This is a genomic window from Mesobacillus sp. QJM3NY_10, from assembly GCF_056173465.1.
In genome coordinates this window covers 2,277,211-2,293,263 of sequence record NZ_CM149675.1, presented here as the reverse complement: position 1 = coordinate 2,293,263, position 16,053 = coordinate 2,277,211, and the positions used below count along the sequence as shown (strand labels likewise).

21 protein-coding genes and 1 other annotated feature are annotated in these 16,053 nt (G+C 39.0%); of the genes, 1 reads left to right on the top strand and 20 read right to left on the bottom strand.

Translation table 11 applies throughout. From position 1 onward, the window contains the following. Nucleotides 1-229: 229 nt before the first annotated feature. From AC0VX7_RS11530 to AC0VX7_RS11435, 20 genes are all read right to left on the bottom strand, one after another. A complete protein-coding gene (locus AC0VX7_RS11530; RefSeq protein WP_475427951.1) occupies nucleotides 230-940 on the bottom strand; it encodes an ABC transporter ATP-binding protein in 711 nt (236 codons plus the stop codon). After that, complete coding sequence (locus AC0VX7_RS11525; protein WP_475427950.1) at nucleotides 933-1,706, bottom strand: ABC transporter ATP-binding protein; 774 nt, start codon at nucleotides 1,704-1,706, stop codon at nucleotides 933-935. Before AC0VX7_RS11525 ends, AC0VX7_RS11530 begins: the two co-directional genes overlap by 8 nt. Next, on the bottom strand, nucleotides 1,678-2,655 hold the full coding sequence (locus AC0VX7_RS11520) for a branched-chain amino acid ABC transporter permease (RefSeq protein WP_475427949.1): 978 nt from the start codon (nucleotides 2,653-2,655) through the stop codon (nucleotides 1,678-1,680). The genes AC0VX7_RS11525 and AC0VX7_RS11520 overlap by 29 nt, the downstream gene beginning before the upstream one ends. 12 nt (nucleotides 2,656-2,667) lie before the next feature. Then, nucleotides 2,668-3,543, bottom strand: coding sequence for a branched-chain amino acid ABC transporter permease (locus AC0VX7_RS11515; protein WP_415798804.1), 876 nt, complete (start codon nucleotides 3,541-3,543; stop codon nucleotides 2,668-2,670). A 270-nt stretch (nucleotides 3,544-3,813) separates the two neighbouring features. Next, the gene (locus AC0VX7_RS11510; protein ID WP_475427948.1) at nucleotides 3,814-4,968 is read right to left on the bottom strand and encodes an ABC transporter substrate-binding protein; all 1,155 of its coding nucleotides are present in this window, start codon (nucleotides 4,966-4,968) and stop codon (nucleotides 3,814-3,816) included. A 299-nt stretch (nucleotides 4,969-5,267) separates the two neighbouring features. After that, nucleotides 5,268-6,140 (bottom strand): phosphotransferase, encoded by an 873-nt coding sequence (locus tag AC0VX7_RS11505; RefSeq protein WP_475427947.1) that lies wholly within the window; start codon nucleotides 6,138-6,140, stop codon nucleotides 5,268-5,270. Between the two features lie 33 nt (nucleotides 6,141-6,173). Further along, nucleotides 6,174-6,725, bottom strand: coding sequence for a histidine phosphatase family protein (locus AC0VX7_RS11500; protein WP_475427946.1), 552 nt, complete (start codon nucleotides 6,723-6,725; stop codon nucleotides 6,174-6,176). 364 nt (nucleotides 6,726-7,089) lie between these two features. After that, nucleotides 7,090-8,118 (bottom strand): GGDEF domain-containing protein, encoded by a 1,029-nt coding sequence (locus tag AC0VX7_RS11495; RefSeq protein WP_475427945.1) that lies wholly within the window; start codon nucleotides 8,116-8,118, stop codon nucleotides 7,090-7,092. 326 nt (nucleotides 8,119-8,444) lie between these two features. Continuing rightward, complete coding sequence (locus AC0VX7_RS11490) at nucleotides 8,445-8,600, bottom strand: hypothetical protein (RefSeq protein ID WP_475427944.1); 156 nt, start codon at nucleotides 8,598-8,600, stop codon at nucleotides 8,445-8,447. A gap of 26 nt (nucleotides 8,601-8,626) precedes the next feature. Continuing rightward, nucleotides 8,627-8,875 carry a hypothetical protein gene (locus AC0VX7_RS11485; protein WP_475427943.1) on the bottom strand — a complete coding sequence of 83 codons (249 nt, stop codon included), beginning with the start codon at nucleotides 8,873-8,875 and terminating at the stop codon, nucleotides 8,627-8,629. Between the two features lie 199 nt (nucleotides 8,876-9,074). After that, on the bottom strand, nucleotides 9,075-10,298 hold the full coding sequence (locus AC0VX7_RS11480; protein WP_475427942.1) for an MFS transporter: 1,224 nt from the start codon (nucleotides 10,296-10,298) through the stop codon (nucleotides 9,075-9,077). Between the two features lie 96 nt (nucleotides 10,299-10,394). Further along, nucleotides 10,395-11,057 (bottom strand): ArsR/SmtB family transcription factor, encoded by a 663-nt coding sequence (locus tag AC0VX7_RS11475; RefSeq protein WP_475427941.1) that lies wholly within the window; start codon nucleotides 11,055-11,057, stop codon nucleotides 10,395-10,397. 199 nt (nucleotides 11,058-11,256) lie between these two features. After that, nucleotides 11,257-11,478 carry a hypothetical protein gene (locus AC0VX7_RS11470; RefSeq protein WP_475427940.1) on the bottom strand — a complete coding sequence of 74 codons (222 nt, stop codon included), beginning with the start codon at nucleotides 11,476-11,478 and terminating at the stop codon, nucleotides 11,257-11,259. 151 nt (nucleotides 11,479-11,629) lie between these two features. Continuing rightward, nucleotides 11,630-12,022: a hypothetical protein gene (locus AC0VX7_RS11465; RefSeq protein WP_475427939.1), complete on the bottom strand. Its 393-nt coding sequence runs from the start codon at nucleotides 12,020-12,022 to the stop codon at nucleotides 11,630-11,632. A gap of 88 nt (nucleotides 12,023-12,110) precedes the next feature. Then, nucleotides 12,111-12,677 (bottom strand): GNAT family N-acetyltransferase, encoded by a 567-nt coding sequence (locus AC0VX7_RS11460; RefSeq protein WP_475427938.1) that lies wholly within the window; start codon nucleotides 12,675-12,677, stop codon nucleotides 12,111-12,113. Nucleotides 12,678-12,752: 75 nt separating this feature from the next. Continuing rightward, nucleotides 12,753-13,000: a binding site (T-box leader), on the bottom strand. Between the two features lie 322 nt (nucleotides 13,001-13,322). Continuing rightward, entirely contained in the window at nucleotides 13,323-14,117 is a 795-nt protein-coding gene (locus tag AC0VX7_RS11455; RefSeq protein WP_475427937.1) for a DUF2935 domain-containing protein, read from the bottom strand. Nucleotides 14,118-14,323: 206 nt separating this feature from the next. Next, the gene (locus AC0VX7_RS11450; protein WP_213367441.1) at nucleotides 14,324-14,539 is read right to left on the bottom strand and encodes a helix-turn-helix domain-containing protein; all 216 of its coding nucleotides are present in this window, start codon (nucleotides 14,537-14,539) and stop codon (nucleotides 14,324-14,326) included. A gap of 10 nt (nucleotides 14,540-14,549) precedes the next feature. After that, nucleotides 14,550-15,041 carry a DUF2975 domain-containing protein gene (locus AC0VX7_RS11445; protein ID WP_475427936.1) on the bottom strand — a complete coding sequence of 164 codons (492 nt, stop codon included), beginning with the start codon at nucleotides 15,039-15,041 and terminating at the stop codon, nucleotides 14,550-14,552. Between the two features lie 158 nt (nucleotides 15,042-15,199). Continuing rightward, nucleotides 15,200-15,361, bottom strand: coding sequence for a DUF3934 domain-containing protein (locus AC0VX7_RS11440; RefSeq protein WP_475427935.1), 162 nt, complete (start codon nucleotides 15,359-15,361; stop codon nucleotides 15,200-15,202). Nucleotides 15,362-15,530: 169 nt separating this feature from the next. Next, nucleotides 15,531-15,677, bottom strand: coding sequence for a hypothetical protein (locus AC0VX7_RS11435; protein ID WP_475427934.1), 147 nt, complete (start codon nucleotides 15,675-15,677; stop codon nucleotides 15,531-15,533). Nucleotides 15,678-15,908: 231 nt separating this feature from the next. Here AC0VX7_RS11435 and AC0VX7_RS11430 point away from each other — a divergent pair, with 231 nt between their 5' ends. Further along, nucleotides 15,909-16,034 carry a hypothetical protein gene (locus tag AC0VX7_RS11430; protein ID WP_023614463.1) on the top strand — a complete coding sequence of 42 codons (126 nt, stop codon included), beginning with the start codon at nucleotides 15,909-15,911 and terminating at the stop codon, nucleotides 16,032-16,034. The last annotated feature ends 19 nt before the right edge of the window (nucleotides 16,035-16,053 follow it).

Sequence of the window (16,053 nt, the reverse complement as noted above, 5' to 3'; positions counted from 1 at the left end):
TCTTTATCCAAAACAACCTTATAGACATCTTCGTTAACTTCAAAAGATGAAAGGTTCATGTCGTGCATTGTTTTTTCCATTAATTAGAATTCAACAAAAAAGGCATTAATCCTTCTAAAAACAAAATATGGTATGATTTAAAAATGCCCAAACCCATATACAGCAAGGGTTTGGGCATTTATACAACATTTTTAATAAACCACAATCTGTGATTAGCACCAAAGTTCGGTTAACTTGATTTCCGCCCTAGGTATGCCTCCATGATTCTTGGGTCGGTCAAAAGATCATTGGATTTTCCTTCTGCGATAATTTTTCCTGTTTCAAGTACATATCCATAGTCAGATACACGGAGAGCCTGTCTAGCATTTTGCTCCACTAGGAGTACGGTTGTCCCTGCTTCGTTGATCTCCTTGATGATTTTGAAAATGTCGGCTACAACAAGTGGTGCAAGGCCCATTGAAGGTTCATCAAGCAATAAAAGCTTCGGCCTGCTCAAGAGCGCCCTTGCGATGGCAAGCATTTGCTGTTGTCCTCCAGAGAGAGTCCCTCCCAATTGCTGATGCCTTTCCTTAAGAATCGGGAATCTCTCCATCACTTTTTCAATATCCTGCTTAATTTCATTATCCTTTCGATGATAGGCTCCCATTTCAAGATTTTCAAGCACGGTCATACCGGAAAGAATTTGCCTTCCTTCAGGCACAAGTGCGATTCCTTTTCGTACCAGCTGATCCGGCCGCCTTCCTGTTACATCCTCTCCAAAAAATTCAACCTTTCCCTCTTGCGGCTTTAAAAGGCCACAAATCGTTTTCATTGTGGTGGATTTTCCTGCACCATTTGCTCCGAGAATGGTTACAATACTCCCTTCCTCAACCTCAAGACTAATATTTTTTAGCACATTGATTTTTCCATAGGAAGTAGAAATTCCCTGAACCTTAAGCATATAGTTCATCCTCCTCACTGCCGAGGTATGCCTCGATGACATCAGGGTTATTCTGTATCTCAGCAGGACTGCCCTCCGCAATTTTCCTGCCAAAGTTAAGCACCGCAATCCTGTCACACAAATTCATCACCAGCGGCATATCGTGTTCAATCAACAGGACAGTAACCCCTTTAGCCTGAATTTTTTTTATCAGCTCAAACAAACTGCTTGTTTCTGTTTCGTTCATCCCAGCTGCCGGTTCATCAAGCAGCAGCAATTGCGGATCACTTGCCAGCGCTCTGGCAATTTCCAGCCTTCTTTGCTGTCCGTAAGCCAGGCTGTCTGCTATATTCTCGGCATATCCAGTAAGGCCGACAAAGTCGAGCAATTCATTCGCTCTTCTCCGAATGTTATCCTCTTCCTGGCGTTGTGTTTTTGTTCTGAAGACACTGCTGAAAACGCCCGACTTGCTCCGACAATGCTCCCCTACCATGACGTTTTCCTGAGCTGTCATCTGAGGGAACAGGCGAATATTTTGAAACGTACGGCATATCCCCTTTTTTGTGATAAGGTGCGGCTTGACTCCGCTGATATTTTCTCCGTTAAAAACAATCTCCCCTGAAGTAAGCGGGAACATGGAGGTAACTAAATTGAACATCGTCGTTTTTCCTGCTCCGTTCGGACCGATCAACCCGAAGATTTCACCTTTGTTGATTGAAAAGGAGACATCGGAAACTGCGCTGATTCCGCCAAAATTTTTATGCACTTTTTTGATTTGCAGTACCATGCTCTTTCCCCCTTTTCTTCGTTTTCAACTTCATCCAGTTTAAAAGATGAACGTCAATGAGTCCCTGAGGACGGACTGCCATCATCACGAGGATAATCAAACCGTAAATCATATAACGATACTCACTGATAAAGCGAAGGACCTCAGGCATTACGGTTAAGAATAATGCTCCAAATACCGGCCCCCAAATGACCTCGCTGCCACCGAACACAGCAAAAATCAAAATCTCAACTGCCCTGTGGTAAGCAAAATCAGCCGGACTAATATAGGCAAGAACGTGGGCATACAAGGCTCCGGCAAATCCGGAAAGCAAAGCTCCCTGTGTAAAAGCAAGCACTTTATAGTAAGTGATGTTGATGCCCATAGATTCAGCTGCCTTTTCATCCAGTTTGATGGCAGCAAACGCCCGACCAACCCGAGAGCGGGATTGTCTTCTGAAAAACCATATAACCCCAATTACAATAATCAATAAGAGCAGAAAAACCATAAGGAAAATAAATTGGTTATTTTGCAATCCCATAACCCTCGGGTCGAAACCAAACTCCTTAAAATCCCTAAGGATTTCACGGCCAAGATGGGGGATGCCAGACAAACCAATGGATCCCTTAGTCAAAGACTCCCAGTTTACTAAAACAACACGGAGGACTTCCCCAAATCCAAGAGTCACAATGGCCAAATAAACCCCCTGTAGTCTCAGAGTCGGAATGCCGATCATAATGCCGAACAATCCAGCCATAAGTGACCCTGCTAAAATTCCAATCAGGATTGGAAAATCGAAGTTTAGCGTCAGAAGCGCCGAAGTATAAGCACCTATTCCCATGAACCCTGCATTTGCAAGTGAAAGCTGGCCGGTAGAAAGTGTTATATAAATACTTATACCAAGTATGACATTGATTAAAATAAATGAAGCGACCTGTAAATAGTACGGATTGATAAGTTCTCCAAGCATTTTTTCACCTTCTTATGCCGAAATTTTTTGGCCGAATAATCCTTGTGGCCTAACAAGGAGAATGACAATAATTGCTACAAACGCAATCGCATCCCGGTAGCCCGAGTTGCCATACACCACAATGAAGGTTTCCGCCAATCCTAGGATCAGGCCGCCTGCCATCGCACCCTTGACATTCCCCATACCACCGAGAATGATTATTGCTAGCCCCTTTAAGCCAATAGACAAGCCCATTTGAGGGGTGACTGAGTTAAATGCCATTCCGACAAGGATTCCTGCAATTCCCCCCATTGCGGAAGCGATAATCACAGTCATGGTGATGGTCTTTTTCGTATCGACTCCTAGAAGACTGGCCGTTTCAAGGTTCTCGGCAGTTGCCCTTAGTGCTTTGCCGGCTTTTGTTTTTCCCAGCCAATAAGAGAGTGTATACATTAAAATAACAGAAATCATAAAAATGACAATTTGCACCAGATACACAGTAATGGATCCTATTTGGAAGCTGATTTCCGCAAATGTATTATTGAACGGATGGTTTCCTGCCCCAAATAAATGATGGGATAAGTTTTCAAGCAGGATGGAAACACCAATGGTACTGATTAAAGGGGCAAGGTGTGAAACTCCCTGTTTATTTCTGAGCGGCCTTAGCGCAAAGCGCTCCAGCAAATAACCCATAATCCCAGTCACCAAAACAGCTGCTGCGAAAGCAAGCCATAGAGGTCCTTTGAAAGTGGAAGTTACAATAACACCAATGAAAGCTCCAAACATAAATATTTCACCATGGGCCATATTTATGATGCCCAGCACCCCGAAAACGAGTGTAAAGCCTAGTGCCACAATGGCATATATGCTGCCCAGGGTTATTCCGTTGATTAACTGTTCGATTAACATGGCATCTCACCTTCTGATTCTTTATTTAAGGCTTTTTTCGTAAAAATTGTTGTTACAATCCTAAAGCCGATTTTAACGTGATAAAAGCCATTTTGTAGTTCGGTATTAAGTGTGCAAGCTCTTTTCTCAGAATAAAGCTTTAATTTTGTAAAGAAATATAGGTCATTCAATCCTGTTTTGTAGTCAATAGCAACAAAGTACGAGAAAAGAGCCTTATTTAAAAGAAATTTCCATCAGCGGAGTATTCCGCTGATGGATCGCGGGTCTGACCTATTCAAACACCTTGAATTTGCCTTCGTCAATTATAAGAACAGTAGGCTCCATTACAACATCTCCGTCCTTATCAAAGGAGAAGCTGCCAAGGATTCCCTGAAAATCTTTAGTTTCCGCTAATGCGTCTCGAACCGCATCCCGGTCTGCATCTCCGGCATTCTTTAACGCTTCAGCCATGATATAGAGAGCGTCATACGCCTGTGCAGCAAATTGGTCAGGCTTTTTGCCGTATTTTTCTTCATACTTTTTCACGAAGTCCTGGACTTTCTGATCGTCTTTATCACCATACCAAGGAGTTGCCACAATCAAGCCGTTGGCAGCATCACCGGCAATTTTGATCACTTCAGGAGAGTTGAAGCCATTACCGCCGACAAACGGAACATCGATCCCCAATTTGCGTGCTTGGTCCATAATGACTGCACCTTCATTATAAAGAGCTGAAGCCAGAATCAAATCAGGTTTGAGACCTTTGATCTTCGTTAATTGTGCATTATAGTCAGATTGGCCTTTTTGGAAGGTCTCAATGGTTAAGATTTCGAGCCCCTTCTCTTCAGCGGCTTTTTTCATAGTATCGAATCCTGACTTCGTAAACACATCATCATTTCCATATAAGATTGCTACTTTTTTTGCGTCATATTTTTCAATCGCTTTATCGATCGATGCTGGAATAGCCAATGCTTCAGGAAGCGAGTTTCGGAATACATATTCACCGATTTGCGGAATCCCTTCAGCAGTAGTAGATGTTCCCATAATTGGCACCCCGTTTAGATCCGCTTCAGGACCAACTACGTTCATCTCTGTACTTAGAGTCGGTCCGATAATAGCCGTGACATTTTTGGAATTCATCAATTTCTGCGCAGCGGTTAATGCTTGATCCTGCTTGCCTGCCGAATCCTCAATGACAAGGTTGATTTCTACTTCTCCCTCTTTATTGATTTCTTCGTTTGCTAGCTTGAGTCCGTTGGTAATCGCTTCACCATACGCCGCTCCCGGTCCGCTGATATAAGAAATGACTCCAATATCAGCTGTTACTTTTCCTGCTGCCCCCTTTTCCTCCTTTTCCCCAGAAGATTGGGCACCCCCACAAGCCGACAGCAAAACCAGACTTGATAAAGCTGTAAACTGAGCAAATCTTCTAAAATGCTTTCTCATTCTCATAGCCCCCTTCAATTTTTAGAAAAATAATAATATTCTAAACTATATAACAATTAAAATACAAAACTATTGCAAAGTAAAGGCAAAATAAAGATAAATTTCCCACTTAAAACTATAATTATCTAATTACAAATCAAGTTAAATTGGTCTTTTGGTTGTATCCATAACTAATCAATCGATTTTCTAGTAGATTCTCAAAAAAGAAGTCTTCTAAAATAAGAAGACTTCTTCCGATCGTTACTCTAATGTATATAAATATATCCTCATTAGTTTTCAACCTGATTGTTAAACCGTCTTCATATAGATGGCAGGTACTCTCTCCACTCTCTCCAGGCATCTATATATTCGTTAAGGTCGTGAGGATGAACTTTAACGCAAACCCCAATGCGTGTATATAATTGGAAAAGAACTTCACCCAACAGCCTCTCATTACTAAAGCAATCATTACCATCCCATAACGAAAAAACGGCCATTAATGTACTAAAATCCAAATGATCAGGAGAAGAGCAGAAGGCATAAGTAAAATCATATATTCTTGGACCGATTAAAGGCGACGGATCTATAACTCCTCTTAACTCATTATCAGAGTAGACAAAATTATGTACCCCAGTATCACCATGAAGATAATACTTTTCTTCTCGAATATGATATTCACTTAAGGCACAAACCAGCGATGCCATTCTTTTATGATCCTCACTTGAAAGAAGATCGCCTATATTAGCTTTTGTAGATTCAAAACTAATCTGGTTAAATTCTGACCAGGACTTTCTTTTTTGCCCATTTACTCTGCCCCAGGGAATATCCTGGTCTACCTTTTGGTATTGATTGAATAGCTCCTTTATTAAACGCGTCATCCATTTCAGTTTTAAACCACGATTGAAGTGCGTTTCTCCTGAAATATAAGAGTAGACGAGAAATTCTTGTTGATCATTAATATAATGTACATTTGGCAGTAACTGTACATCTTGATAAGCAAGAAGAAATTCTTTAGTAGAGTTTATAATAGATGGATGATCAATTTTTAAAACATAAGTTGGTGTATTTTTAACAAATAGAGTATATAAAACACCACTGGTTGTTCCACTTTTTAAAGCTTTGAATTCAAGCTCATTGCTCGTTATTAAACTATTTTTACTAAGAATATGTATTACTTCATTTAAGTTTGCCATCTATTATTCCTCTTAGTTTTCATAGTAAAAAAATTAACCCCTATGCATTATTTCAGACCTCTTAAATTCATAAGTTTTATAATCGCCCGTATCTGATGAAAAACTTAAAATATTCCCATCCGTTGGTATTCCTGCAAAATAAGCTCCAATACAGCCTGTTGTGCATCTGTGACCAGCAATAAGAATATTTAGTTCTCTATTTCCGTGCTGACTTTCAAGTTCATTCATAAAACTGAACACTCTTTTAACAAAATCGTTTGGATTTTCAACACCTTTATATACTGAAGGATCGGGTATTGGTCCAGCCATCTTTACCTCGTTAACACTTAACCTGTCAGCTTCTCCTAAATCAAAAACATCCAGTCGATCATCTTTATCAGCTTTTTGGCCGGTAACAATCTCTGCTGTTTGAACTGCTCGATCCTGAGGGGAAGAAAATACAATATCGAATTTTATGTTTTGCAATCTATCTCTTAATGCTTTGGCTTCTTCTATTCCATGCTTATTTAATGGCAAACCCAATCTGCCTTGCATTTTACGTTCTTTGTTCAAGTCTGTTTGCCCATGTCTGATTACATAAATCAAGAATGGTCCCCCTTTGTTGTTAAGTCTTCATAATGAATAGACCATTTCCTTCTTATTAGTGAACCATCATATTGTCTATTCTACATTTGGAAATGAAATTCCTTTTTAATAACTTTCACTCTTTGGAATCCTACCAATAGGGGGAGATATTTAAGGTGCGATTCATACGTTAATTTTAATAGAAAACGCAGGACACCATAGTAAAAAAGGGATACCAAATCATTGCGATTTGATACCCCTTTTTTAATGTCATTTAGTTTGCACTGCGAAACAGAACCTTTCCTTTGGCCACCTTTTAAACAATGGGTATTTTCGCATAACCCTGATGCTGGGTTTTACCCTGGGAAAGCAACATGAAAAATGGCTAAATAATTGTAACTCTGTTTCGCCCTTCATGTTTCGAGTGATACAATCCTTTGTCCGCTCGGCTTATTAATAAATCAACTGATTCACCTGCTCTAAACTCAGTCACACCGAAACTTACTGTCTGTCTTCCAGCTGTTTTAAAGTGGTATTCATTTATTTTTATGCGCAGTTCTTCAGCAAGCTTCAGTGCGCTTTTTCCGTATTGGGGGGAGATAATAATAAACTCTTCCCCTCCCCAGCGGCCAAATTGTTCATTTGGTGTCAGATTTTCTTTAACAACTCCGGCTACTTCCTTAAGTACGGAATCCCCAACTTTATGCCCGTAGGTATCATTAACTGTCTTAAAATGATCAATATCGAAAAACAATAAAGATATGGGTACTTCAGTTGTGCCCGAAACTTTTTCTTCCAGCCATATGTCGATTTGATGTCGGTTGGCAATTCCAGTCAATGAATCTGTCAAAGCATTCTCTTTCATATCTTCAAAGTCTGAAAAAAGTTTAATTAAAAACTGGGAAAAGTAAATAATCAGGATGTAGAAAAGATATGCTACATAAAATTGAATTACCGAGATTAAGTAATCCTCAGACATTTTAGGGAAATTCACTATACCCATAATAAAGATAACCAAAAAAACAGCTAAGGAAAAGACAAGCCCTCGTCGTGCTCCGAGAATTAGAAAAAAGCTGAGAATCACAGCAGGCACCCACATGACTGTAACTCCAAATGCACCAGCTTTGTCCATGGCAATATAATTAAAAAAGCCATCGTATACTGTTCCTATATGCATGATAGAAATGATTATTAATGTTCCATACTCAACAATACGCATGTGCTTTTTACGATATAACAGTATTAAACTGATTGTAAACCAGCAAGTCAGTACTACTGTTAATACTAAATATTTCCGATGCCCTGAATGGTTGTACACAAAAAAGATATAAGAGATCATAGCCAGAAGACTGGGAATGATCATACAAAGATAGACAGTCCTTTTAAAGTCCTGCAGAGATGCTAATTTCCCCAATATGTCTTCTCCTTTAAGTGAAATGAGAGCAATTAATCATCCAGTTAGCCTCATTTAGCTGGAGCGGTAACCGGCTGACGTTGCTTTTCCTGGCCTTAGTCCTTTTGGAGTTGCGAATCCACCCATCTTTCAATAGATTCTCCGATATACTCATTATAGTATTTTAATTATACTCAATTTTTGACTACTAGCTAAAGATGAAAAATATAATTTTTAATATTTTTCTTTGTTTGTATCAGAAAAAGACCGAATGACGTATAAACATCAACCGGTCTGTCGATTAGATATTCATGTTGAGAGAATAAGACGGATCGAACAATACTTGTTTAATTTTCTTTATTCCTGATTTGATTATAGATAGCTATTAGTACCGCCAGTATTGCTCCTAATAAAGCACCTATACCGGGCTGTTCTGAAAACATTCCTATAAAATATCCAATGAAGGCTCCGATTACTATAAACCTAATTAATTCTTTTGGCATTTACTTACCTCCAGCTTCATTTCAACTTAAACCATTAAATAATCAATTAGAACCCCTGAAGATATTAACAAAATACCAAATAAGAAGTTTACTTGCTTCTCATTAATTTGTGTTTTTTCAAGAATATAGATTGGAATTCCTATTGAAGCAAGGAACTGGATACTATTTAGCAGGTAATTTTCTTGGGAGATCATTATATTAGGGTAATACTGATAAATCCCCGAAACCAATCCGAAAATAAAAAGCATCATTGGTATTCTTAATTTCCACTTCATTCTTTGTTCATCTCCTAACTAAAAATAACCACTTTACCACTAATATGATCTGTTTGAAAAAGCTTCATTTGCTATGTCTATTAATCTAATTTCTCAAAGATCTTATATAACAATAGTTCTACAATATTGGCAGAAATTCCTTGTTAATTGACTCAATAAAAAAATGCACCACCCCATATAAGGTGATGCACCGCTCTAATCAAGTTTTGATCGTTTCTTTCAACCGCACTTTTGAAAGTACTCCTGCTATAAATGGAAGTAATGCAACTAAACCGATTGCCCAGTTGACACCTAGTTGATCGGCAATGATTCCTGCCATTAATGCACCGAAGGCATAACCACTATCTCTCCAGAAGCGGTATACTCCCATTGAGGAAGCTCTCCAGTCTGGTTCGGCCACATCACTGATGGCAGCTTGCAAAGTTGGATAAACCATTGCAGTTCCGAGGCCCAACAAAAGAGCCCCTATAATCCATAGTGAATATTGATTTGCAGCGAGTATGAACCACAGTGCAGCGGCTTGTGTCCACATGCCATAAGTGATCAGAACTTTTCTGCCAATCTTATCGCTTAATGTTCCCGTGAACAGCTGAAAAATCCCCCAGGCTGCTGGATATACCGCTACAATTGTTCCTATTTGCCCTACGGATAATCCGGCGGTTGCGAAGTAGATGGGGAAAAGCCCCCAGGCCATTCCATCCTTAAGATTCGTTGATAAACCGGCAAAACTAATGGTTGAAAGGTTCTTATTTTTCCAGGTTGTCAACGCAAATACTTCTTTTGCCGATCGAGTTATTCCGGAACTGACGGTTCCACTATTCTTAATTTGAAGCTTCAGATGCTCTCCAGTATCCTTGACGGTTAACGATAGGATTAATCCGACTATAACTATACCTATTCCAATGTAAAATGGCTCGGGCCTCAATGAATAGGATGAGGCAATATAACCAGAAACAGCCGCCATGATCGCGACTCCTGAATAGCCTGCAAACTCATTCAAGCCAACTGCCGTACCGCGTTGGTTCGCTTTTGAAATATCGATTTTCATATTCACCGTCATCGACCATGCCAGTCCCTGGTTAATCCCTAGCAGGATATTCGCGACAATGATGACCCACCATGCGTGTGCAAATATGATGAGGATTGGTACGAAAAGACCAACAAACCAGCCGAGCAATAATACTTTCTTACGTCCAAGACGATCTGCAATTTGTCCTGCGAAATAGTTCACAATGGCTTTAGAAAATCCAAAACTGATAATGAATGATAACGCAGCACTTGCAGATGCCAGTCCGAACTGCTCTTCCCCAAGCAACGGAAGAACGGTACGCTCAATCCCGACCATTGAACCGACGAAGAGATTCGTCACGACCAATAGAACGAATTGCACGATGTTTTCTTTGATTCCGATTTTAGGTTGCAAACTTATCACCTCCAAATAGAAAGCCCGAAGAGACTTCAGGCTTGTAAAATTATTTTTATCGTAACAGCTTGTGAAGAAGTTAAAAGTGTAATAATTTTAGTGCTGTATTTGTTTCCATTCATTTATTCCTGCATCAAGCAATGTAGCTCGATATCCTCTGGATTTTAAAAGCTCTACTGCTTCAGTAGCATAGACACAGTATGGCCCGCGGCAGTATGCAACAATCTCTTTGTCTTTCGGCAATGATTCCAGGTGATCTTCAAGTTCCGAAATTGGTACTGATAAGGCATTCGGTAAATGGTCGTGCTTATATTCTTCAAATGGCCTTACGTCTAATAAAGTGACAGCATCCTTATTCAACTTTTCACCTAACTCTTCCAACGAAATAGGATTTAGAGAGTTTTCTCTCAAAATATGACCTTCCCTTACAAGCTTCACATCTGAGATCCGCTCCTCAGCCGTCCCTCTTAACGCCAGCACAAACATTAATACTTGTTCACTAGCCAGCCGATAAATCACATAATTTTTGTCCCTTGAGTATGCGACAAGTTTAGAGTCAAACAAGGCTTGCAAATGCTTTGATGTATTGGCTATGCTCATTTTCGTATCTGAAGCCAGTGCTTCAACTGTTTTTGGACCCTGAGTCAATAAATCTAAAAGTTCAATTCTCTTTGGACTGGAGATTGCTTTTCCAATCCGTGCAAACTCGCCGTAAATGAAATCCTTAAATTCCCGAGCTTCGATAATAAATACCTCCAAGCAAAAAATAACTATTCAACTAATTAGTTGAATAGTAACATTCAGTCATTATCCTTGTAAATAGCTTTGCTTAAAACTAAATAAAACCATGCTACAGTATGAACCTGCTAGCATGGTTTTATTTAGGGCACATTGAATGAGCCTTACAAATGCTGAAGAATAGAGCGTACCCTGCCGCTACTTTACCCCAATAACTTTATCAAACCAATCCTTCTTTTTTCCGTTGAATTAAATAAACGATAAGACCTAATGGACCAGTTATAATTGTTAATAGGCAAAAAATATGTCTCTTGATCCCGACAAAGTATCTGTCTGAATCATAATACACCCAAACTCCGACTATGATGAAGATTGATAAAATAACAACAATTTCGATTTGGTGACCACTAAAATCTGTATTCCCGGCTAAACTCCACCCCATGTATCCAGCACTCCTTATGACTATTTGTATTAAGTTTTACGGTTGTACAGGAAGAAGGTTTCAATTTTCTGATTATTCAATATAAAAGACCTGTTCAAACTCCCAAATGAATTTCTTTAACAAAAACAGAAATCCACCGAATCAGTGATTTCTACCCTTCAAGCAATTGCATATAATATAAAGTTTCTTCATCCTCGGTTTCTACTATAATAATTCCTGTTTTACCATCACCCGTTTCATACAAAATCGTTCCTTTTGGTAGCTTTGTAGCTGAAAAGTCAGTAAAAAACAGACTGGAAGTTGATACTTTTTTGATTTCACCAATTTCCTTGCCTTTTTGAATATTACTCTTCATTTCTTCAAACCATTCAAGATCGGTGACATTATTGTACATAAAACCATTGTATTTTAAGACATCCGCGTCCTCATTCCTTTTAAGAACATCTCTTGCTGTTACCTTCCCACCATCGGCACTACATCCTGCGAGCAAAATAAGAGTTGCGAAGATAATTAATACATGAGTTTTTCTTATGATAATCTCCACCTTTCACTTCTAACACTGACTGCGTTCTGTCAGTAAGACATTCAACGTAAAGCTGCATGAATCCTTCCTGGATCCATGCAGCTGTGAGTTATGAAATAATCGAATAAAAGCATGTGTCGGTCAGCCTGCTGCCATCTGCTGATAAATCATCATTCCGTAGTATGCCTTCTAATTCAAATCCAAGTTTTTCAGGAATGGCACGACTCTTCAGGTTGGTAGATTCACATCTAATTTCAATTCTTTTGAATTTAATTTGATTCAGGCCAAAATTAGTTAATGCCTTTACCGCTTCTGTCATATATCCATTGCCGCTATACATGCTATTAATCCAATATCCTATTTCACATTTAGGAATAGACCAATCGATTCCTTGCAGGCTGACAGTTCCAATGAAATCACTCGTCTCTCTATGAAAAATAAGAAAACGAAAGCTTTCTCTCTTCAAAAAGTTAATATGTGCTTTCCTCAGGTTAATCTCGGTTTCCTCGACTGCAGGCAGCTTTTGGGCAAATGGCAGCCACGCTTTTAACTCATTGAATGAATCTCTTATGGCCTGGTTAACGATGCTCCCGTCACCAGTTACATTTGGAGCACGAAGTATTAATCTTTCTGTTTCTAATTGGGGTGGAATGTCTAGTAATATAGGTTCCTTCATCTTATTTCTCCTCTCCGCTCTAATGATTTCTGGAAAAAATGCAATAAAAAAACTCTCACCACCCAAGAAATGAATCTTGAGGACGAGAGTTTGACTTCGCGGTACCACCTCAGTTTGTTGATTTGTCGCCAAACCAACCTCTTCAGGTACTTACATACCCTATCTTGATATCGGAAGAACCCGTCTTACGATCCCTGAATTATCATCAGATTGGTAAGATGCTCCGAGACTTTATTCATTAAGCCGAATATTACTCCCTTTCAGCAGCCAGGAGCTCTCTGGAAATATCCAAGCCTAATTACTCTTCTCTTCAACGCTTTTATTATTTGGAATTTTAAAATAGTTTAGCGGTTATATAAGTTGTTGTCAATATATTCCTATCTTGAAAACCGATAAGCAAACAGATCTATTAAACACCTTTTATTAGACATTTAAAGCTCCCACAGCATCCAAAATGTCTATTAAACACCTTTTATTAGACATTTCTACCACCACCAGCTTCCGAAATGTCCATTAAACACCTTTTATTAGACATCTCAACCATCGCCAGCCTCCCAAATGTCCATTAAATGCGCTTGCATAAAAAGCAAAGGGACATACCTTGTGCTTTCAAAAAGGAAGCACAGGGTACGTCCCCGCAGTTCTTTATTGCTTTGCTTGTGTGAGGTGAGCCTCAAACAAATCGATAATTTCTATAAATCTTTCTGCTTCTCTAAATGTATGATCTGCCAGGAGAGGATGAATATTGCTTTTAATTCGGCAAGCCTCAATTAATTCTCTGGCGGTTTTCTTAAAGTCTCTTAGTGAGACGACTGAAACTCTGTTTTGATCCAGGAATTGATCTAAAATTGGCACAGTTTCTGATTGTGGACGCATAGAGTCTAAATCAACCGCCTGGAAGACCAACTGATCAAAATCATGACTAAACTCATTTGCTTGATCTACTAGCTTTCTTTCGGATGGATCCAGGAGATGTCCGATGAATTTCGCATGGTCGGCCATAATTTTTAAAAAGAACAGGTTTTCTTGAATGATCTTATCAGGTTGGGGGGCAAGTTTTCCTTCATTAAGTTCTTTTAACCTGTTGGCAAAATAAGCAGCCTCTCTGCTAACATGGTCAACCAATAAAGGGAAATTATTTGTCCGGATTTCACAGCGTAGCGTTAACCCCAACACCTTTCTTTTATAACTCCAAATGGCAACAGCCGCTTGATAAACCTCATTGTTAAAGGCCTGAACTTGGCGTATATCCGTGTCCACGGAAAACCTTGAGAGCTTTTCCTCGATTCGTTCAAAGACAGTAATAAATTGTTGAGCCTCAGCTATCAAATGCTGTTGTTCGTAAGTAAATCCGAGGCTTAAAAACAAAGCATGTTCCTTCATGATTCTTGACCAAAACTGTATTTCATCCAGCGACCTGACAACAATCGGATTCGCCATTTTCCCCACCCCTAATACAGACTTCCCCTCATCATATGTGCGTGTACATGTCATTATTCTTGCTATTCAAACTAACCATTTTCACATAAAAAAATTAATCTGAACCAATAAAAAATGCGGTCATCCTCCTGCTCTGGATAACCGCACACTATAGTTATAGAAGGTTTGATAACCTCAATTAGCACTTTACGATTCTGCTTCTCATGTCAATACTCTTCATCACTCTTATACTCCAATATATCTCCTGGCTGGCATTCTAAAGCTTTGCAAATGGCCTCAAGAGTGGAAAGCCGTATCGCTTTGGCTTTTCCATTTTTCAAAATCGAAAGGTTAGCCATCGTGATTCCAACTCGATCTGAAAGCTCTGTTACGCTCATTTTCCTTTTTGCCAACATCACATCAATATTAATTATAATTGCCATTATTATCACCTCAGACTATTAAGTCGTTCTCTTCTTTGTAATCGATGGCTTCTTTTAAAAGTCGCTGCAGAACTGCTGCAAAAACAGCAACCACTAACGGAGCAAAAACCATCCCCATGCCGATGAGGATAAGGCCCGGAGCATCATCTACCTCCGCTAAAGCATAGACGAATGGGAGCGCAACCACGTATAATCCGCTGATAATGATCGCACTATTTTTGATTTTCTTTAGAGCGATTACAGATAAGTCAGAGAAAGCCTGGTTCCTGTCGATATACGTTAAAAGGTTAAATGATTGATACAGAGCGAAGTAAAATGGAACGGCCGAAACATACAGAACCATTAAAATTGCGTAAACCGCAAGAGCTAAATCTGAACCTCTTTCCATTGCCTCATTCGCCTCAGACGCGATCTGAGGGAATAAGAACAGACACAAAGCTAAAACCGGTAGGCCAATAAAAATAACAGCTACCTTCAAAAAAAGTGTTGAACCTTTTTTCATAAAAAGCACCTCATTCAATTAATGTCATTTTGAATTTATCATGTTATTTATCGTTTTACAATAAATTTTTATTAAAATTTATAATTAATTTATTGAATTATAATCCCCTCAATAAAAAAAGCGTCGATCCACAACTGGATCAACGCATCATGATAATACTATTTTTCGGATGAATCATCCTTTGAAGCATCCCCATGTTTTACACCTTTACTTTTGTACGGCTTGAAACTCTTAGCTTTATTCGCACTTGCTTGCCAGCGATTCCAGCCCTTCTTGCCAGTACCTCTTCCTGTTCCGCTCTTGCCCTTCGCTTTACTCAAAAGATCAACTCCATATTCTTGTACGTTCATTGTTTAGTTTTATCCATTTTCGCATAGGAAAAAACAAACATTAAGGAAGTCTAATCATATAACAGTCAGAAGTTATTATCTACTATAAAATAAAAACAGTCCAACTCACTTTGGAATCGGACTGCAGATTGCTTTGCTTTTAATGCACTCGAATGATTTCATATATATCTTCATCGTGATGAACTCTCGTATGCTTTGATTCGATTCTTTCAAATTCCTCATTTCCGCCTCTTGGTAAATCTCCAATCCACCAGCTCTTGAATTCATAGATAAGGTCAGCTAACATTGCAATTCCTCCCGGAAATGAATAATGTTTTATTTACACTCTTATTATACTTGTGAATAGTTTCACATGTAAAGCGCTTTCATTATATACGGAATAGCAAAATAATATAGAATTATGAGAAATTTAACCATTTGTTTTTTTAAAAATCTAGTTTCTCTTTTCTACTTCTGAATGACAGAATAATCCTCCAGACTTTGAACAAAATACTCATGATAAAAAGGAGGTTTTTTCATGCCAAATCAAAATGACAACAAGTTCAGGAAAATCCAATCTGAAAGCTTCAAGCAAGGTAAATCGCAAGAGGAATATGCAGCTGAACTGGAAATGAACAAATTGAAAGCCCAAAAGAGGAAGTAACATATTGCTAAAAAACTGC

Coding starts and splice junctions, on each gene's coding strand:
- AC0VX7_RS11505 (WP_475427947.1), bottom strand. CDS start 6,140: ATGGCAAACTTAAATGAAGTAATACATATTCTTAGTAAAAATAGTTTA.
- AC0VX7_RS11525 (WP_475427950.1), bottom strand. CDS start 1,706: ATGGTACTGCAAATCAAAAAAGTGCATAAAAATTTTGGCGGAATCAGC.
- AC0VX7_RS11435 (WP_475427934.1), bottom strand. CDS start 15,677: ATGTTAGCTGACCTTATCTATGAATTCAAGAGCTGGTGGATTGGAGAT.
- AC0VX7_RS11470 (WP_475427940.1), bottom strand. CDS start 11,478: ATGGGGTGGAGTTTAGCCGGGAATACAGATTTTAGTGGTCACCAAATC.
- AC0VX7_RS11520 (WP_475427949.1), bottom strand. CDS start 2,655: ATGCTTGGAGAACTTATCAATCCGTACTATTTACAGGTCGCTTCATTT.
- AC0VX7_RS11515 (WP_415798804.1), bottom strand. CDS start 3,543: ATGTTAATCGAACAGTTAATCAACGGAATAACCCTGGGCAGCATATAT.
- AC0VX7_RS11490 (WP_475427944.1), bottom strand. CDS start 8,600: ATGCCAAAAGAATTAATTAGGTTTATAGTAATCGGAGCCTTCATTGGA.
- AC0VX7_RS11430 (WP_023614463.1), top strand. CDS start 15,909: ATGCCAAATCAAAATGACAACAAGTTCAGGAAAATCCAATCTGAAAGC.
- AC0VX7_RS11460 (WP_475427938.1), bottom strand. CDS start 12,677: ATGAAGGAACCTATATTACTAGACATTCCACCCCAATTAGAAACAGAA.
- AC0VX7_RS11455 (WP_475427937.1), bottom strand. CDS start 14,117: ATGGCGAATCCGATTGTTGTCAGGTCGCTGGATGAAATACAGTTTTGG.
- AC0VX7_RS11510 (WP_475427948.1), bottom strand. CDS start 4,968: ATGAGAAAGCATTTTAGAAGATTTGCTCAGTTTACAGCTTTATCAAGT.
- AC0VX7_RS11450 (WP_213367441.1), bottom strand. CDS start 14,539: ATGGCAATTATAATTAATATTGATGTGATGTTGGCAAAAAGGAAAATG.
- AC0VX7_RS11485 (WP_475427943.1), bottom strand. CDS start 8,875: ATGAAGTGGAAATTAAGAATACCAATGATGCTTTTTATTTTCGGATTG.
- AC0VX7_RS11445 (WP_475427936.1), bottom strand. CDS start 15,041: ATGAAAAAAGGTTCAACACTTTTTTTGAAGGTAGCTGTTATTTTTATT.
- AC0VX7_RS11530 (WP_475427951.1), bottom strand. CDS start 940: ATGCTTAAGGTTCAGGGAATTTCTACTTCCTATGGAAAAATCAATGTG.